The sequence below is a fragment of the Streptomyces sp. NPDC004561 genome (genome assembly GCF_053602155.1).
Genome location: NZ_JBSGDB010000764.1, coordinates 1 through 2680, shown reverse-complemented (window position 1 = coordinate 2680; position 2680 = coordinate 1). Strand labels below are relative to the sequence as shown.

Sequence of the window (2680 nt, the reverse complement as noted above, 5' to 3'; positions counted from 1 at the left end):
GGCCCGCTCAGGAAGTCGGCCTGGAGCCGCCTGCCCGAGTGGTCGAGCAGGGCCATGAGCAGCCCGGTGCGATCGCCGAAGCGCCGGAAGACCGTGCCCTTGCCGACCTGGGCCGCCACCGCGACCGCCTCCATGGTGACCCCGTCCACCCCGCGCTCCGCGATCAGGCGGGCGGCGGCCTCCAGCAGCCGGGCCCGGTTGCGGGCCGCGTCGGCACGCAGGCACGGCTCGTCGGGAGCCGTCCCGAGCTCCAGCAACCGGGGCGCGCCGGAAGGCTCCTCGGGCGTCGGGAAGGGCGGCAGCGGGCGGGACATGAAGACAGCGTAAAGCACCGGGAACAAAAATGGACCGCGGTCCGGTTACGGTGGTAGAAAGTTAAACGGACCCCGGTCCGGATCGTAAACGGTTCAGCCCCCTTGGAGTCACCATGTCTGTTCGCATCCTCGCGCTCGTCGGCAGCCTCCGCGCCGCCTCCACCAACCGCCAACTCGCCGAGGCGGCGATGAAGCTCGCGCCGGAGGGCGCCGAGGTCGTGCTCTACGAGGGTCTGGCCGACATCCCCTTCTACAACGAGGACCTCGACGTCGAGGGCGCCGTCCCGGCCGCGGCCGCCGAGCTGCGCGCCGCCGCCCAGGCCGCCGACGCGTTCCTGCTGATCTCCCCCGAGTACAACGGCACCATCCCGGCCGTCCTGAAGAACGCCATCGACTGGCTGTCCCGCCCGTACGGCGCCGGCGCCTTCGGCGGCAAGCCCGTCGCCGTCGTCGGCACCGCCTTCGGCCAGTACGGCGGCGTGTGGGCGCACGACGAGACCCGCAAGTCCGTGGGCATCGCCGGTGGCAAGGTGATCGAGGACATCAAGCTGTCGATCCCCGGCTCCCTGAGCCGCTTCGCCGAGACCCACCCGGTCGACGACGCCGAGGTCGCCGCCCAGCTGACCGAGGTCGTGGCGCGCCTGCACGGCGACGTGACCGAGCCCGCCGCCGCCTGACCCGTACCCGCCCGAAGGGGCCGGAGCCCGTCGGCTCCGGCCTCTTCGCGTCGTATCCGGAGCGCGTTCGCGGTCAGCCGGAGACCAGCCGCTCGGCCAGCGCGCTGCGCCGGTACAGCACCCGCCGGCCGTCGCGGGCCCGGGTCACCAGGCCGGTGCCGGCCAGCACCCGCAGATGCTGGGAGACGGCGCTCGGGGTCACGCCGAGGCGCCGGGCGAGTTCCACGGTGGGCAGGGGTTCGGCGAGCAGCCGCAGCAGGGTGGTGCGGGGCGCGCCGAGCAGCGCGGTGAACGCGGAGGCGTCCGGCGCGGGCGGCCGTTCCCACAGGGTCGCGGTGCCCCGGCCCGGATAGGCGAGCATGGGCGCGGCCTCGGCGCTGATGGGCGGCGCCGGCTTGTGCGCGAACACCGACGGGACCAGCCGCAGGCCCCGCCCCGCGCCCGCCACCTCGTACGCCCTCGGCGCGGGTGCCCGCAGCCGCCTCAACACCGCCTACATGACCTGCGCCTACCTGGCGGCAGCCTCGGCTCCTGGCTCGGCGCCCACGCCTTCGCGCGCTGCGGCTGGGCCGGGGTGTGCGGCTTGGTCGCCCTGCTGACCCTGCTGGGTCTGCTGCGGCACCGGGGGGCGCGGTCCGCGCCGCGCACGGCTTCCGGGACGGGTCGGGGGTATGCGGACGATGATCGTGCACGGAGCGCCGTGTGAGTCACCAGAGGAGGAGCCGTGCCGTTGGTCCCGCCCCCGTTCGACCCGGAGCTGGCCGCGTCCCTCGAACAGATCGAGGACGTGGCCGAGCCCGGGTTCAGCATGGACGACATCGACACCGCCAGGCGGTACGCGGGCGACGAGCTGCTGCCGCTGCTGGACCTCACGATGGGCGGCGCCTTCGAGGTGGCGGACCACGCGGTGCCCGGGCCGGCGGGCGCCCCGCACGTCTCGCTGCTGGTCTGCCGCCCGGCGTCCGCCACGGCCACGGCCCCGCTGCCGGTGATCTACCACGTGCACGGCGGCGGCATGATGATCGGCACCAACCGGGCCGGCGTGGACGCGGCGCTGGGCTGGGCGCGCGAGCTGGGCGCGGTGGTGGTGTCGGTGGAGTACCGGCTCGCGCCCGAGCACCCGCACCCGGCGCCGGTCGAGGACGCGTACGCGGGCCTGGTGTGGACCGCTGAGCACACGGCGGAGATCGGCGGCGACCCGGACCGGATCGTAGTCGCGGGCGCCAGCGCGGGCGGCGGCCTGACCGCGGCGCTCGGCCTGCTCGCCCGGGACCGGCGGGGCCCGCGGCTCCTCGGCCAGCTGCTGATGTCCCCGATGCTGGACGACCGCAACGACACCTTCTCCAGCCACCAGATGGCCGGCGTCGGCCTCTGGGACCGCACCGCCAACGAGACCGCCTGGACGGCGCTGCTGGGCGACCGCCGGGGCGGCCCCGACGTCTCCCCCTACGCGGCCCCCGCCCGCGCCGCCGACCTGTCGGGGCTGCCCCCGGCCTACCTCGACGTCGGCTCGGCCGAGACCTTCCGGGACGAGGTCGTCGGCTACGCCTCCCGCGTCTGGCAGGCCGGCGGCGACGCCGAACTCCACGTCTGGCCGGGCGGCTTCCACGGCTTCGACGCCCTCGCCCCCGACGCCGCCCTCTCCCGGGCGGCCCGGGCGGCCCGCGTCGCCTGGCTGCGACGCCTGCT

4 protein-coding genes are annotated in these 2680 nt (G+C 75.5%); 2 read left to right on the top strand and 2 right to left on the bottom strand.

Annotated elements, in window-relative coordinates; translation table 11 throughout:
• Nucleotides 1–332: TetR family transcriptional regulator (locus tag ACWEN3_RS44925; protein ID WP_452984017.1), on the bottom strand; the 332-nt coding region annotated here is incomplete at its 3' end.
• A gap of 95 nt (nucleotides 333–427) precedes the next feature.
• Here ACWEN3_RS44925 and ACWEN3_RS44920 point away from each other — a divergent pair.
• Nucleotides 428–991 carry an NAD(P)H-dependent oxidoreductase gene (locus ACWEN3_RS44920; RefSeq protein ID WP_452984015.1) on the top strand — a complete coding sequence of 188 codons (564 nt, stop codon included), beginning with the start codon at nucleotides 428–430 and terminating at the stop codon, nucleotides 989–991.
• Between the two features lie 73 nt (nucleotides 992–1064).
• Here ACWEN3_RS44920 and ACWEN3_RS44915 read toward each other — a convergent pair whose 3' ends face one another.
• Nucleotides 1065–1478, bottom strand: a complete 414-nt coding sequence (locus ACWEN3_RS44915; protein WP_452984013.1) for an ArsR/SmtB family transcription factor — start codon at nucleotides 1476–1478, stop codon at nucleotides 1065–1067.
• Between the two features lie 237 nt (nucleotides 1479–1715).
• Between ACWEN3_RS44915 and ACWEN3_RS44910 the strand changes: the two genes are divergently transcribed.
• A partial coding sequence (locus ACWEN3_RS44910; RefSeq protein WP_452984011.1) for an alpha/beta hydrolase occupies nucleotides 1716–2680 on the top strand: 965 nt, incomplete at its 3' end.